Below are 1,241 nucleotides of genomic sequence, written 5' to 3'. Positions count from 1 at the left end.
GGATAGATGCCATCGGGGGTAGATAACACCGTGCGCGCCGGTCCGCCATCTCCCCACCCGTCATTCCGGGGCGCGCCAACGGGTCCGCAACGCGGCCCGATGGAGCGAGCCCGGAATTCATCAAGCAGCGTCACGCGCGGTGAAATGGATTCCGGGCTCGATGCACCGGGTCGCGCTTTGCGCGGTCCCGTCACATCGCCCCGGAATGACGACCGGGTTGGTTGGCGATCTGGCTTTTAGGCCAATAATATCAGAAGCTGGCTGGATGATTTCCGATTTGCGTCCATCGCAAGCCTTCTCCGTCTCTCCCCGCAAGGGGGGAAAGGGAGCAGTACAGGGCCAGCCGTGAAAGCCATCCGCTACATCTACGTCGTCGTGATGGATGCGTTCTACACATTCCTGGCCGACGACGGCTGGGCGATCGCGAGCCACATCGCGCTGTCGACGCTGATGGCGCTGTTCCCGTTCCTGATCGTGCTGACCTCGCTCGCCGGCTTCTTCGGTTCCAAGGAGCTCGCCGACCAGGCCGCCAGCCTGATGCTCGAGGTCTGGCCCAAGCAGGTCGCCGACAGCCTTTCCGGCGAGATCCACGACGTGCTGACCACGACCCGCACCGGCGTGCTGACCATCGGCGCGGCGCTGTCGGTCTATTTCGCCTCGAACGGCGTCGAGGCGCTCCGCGTCGCGCTCAACCGCGCCTATGCGGTGGTGGAGATGCGGCGCTGGTACTGGCTGCGGCTGGAATCGATCGGCTATACGCTGGTTGCGGCCTTCACCGCGCTTGCCATGGCGTTCCTGATCGTGCTCGGCCCGCTCATCATCGAGGCGACGCGGCGCCACATCCCGCTGTTCGTCGAGTCCAACGAGAGCATCCTCACCTGGCTGCGCTACGGCATCACCATCGGCGCGCTGGTGGTGGCGCTGATCATCCTGCATGCGTGGGTGCCGGCGGGGCGGCGCAGCTTCCTGCAGATCCTACCCGGCATCGTCTTCACCATGGTGGCGTCGCTGATCTCGGGCATCGTGTTCGGGCAATATCTGGCGCGCTTCGCCAACAACTACGTGACGATGTATGCGGGGCTGGCCTCGGTGATCATCGCGCTGGTGTTTCTGTATTTCATCGCCGCGATCTTCGTCTACGGCGGCGAGCTCAACGCCGCGATCATCAAGTCGCGACTTCCTCACGGCGTGTCGCTACAAGCAGCGCAGTCGCTAAAGCACGCGGAGACACGGGCTTGACC

At 64.2% G+C, this 1,241-nt stretch carries 1 protein-coding gene; it reads left to right on the top strand.

Going from position 1 to position 1,241, the window contains the following annotated elements:
* The first annotated feature begins 345 nt into the window (after nt 1–345).
* Entirely contained in the window at nt 346–1,239 is an 894-nt protein-coding gene (locus AC1D00_RS41730) for a YihY/virulence factor BrkB family protein (protein WP_011084192.1), read from the top strand.
* The last annotated feature ends 2 nt before the right edge of the window (nt 1,240–1,241 follow it).

The sequence above is a fragment of the Bradyrhizobium sp. P2_E8 genome, assembly GCF_056403875.1.
Note: the sequence above shows the minus strand (reverse complement) of the source record. Positions and strands in the feature narration are given on the sequence as shown.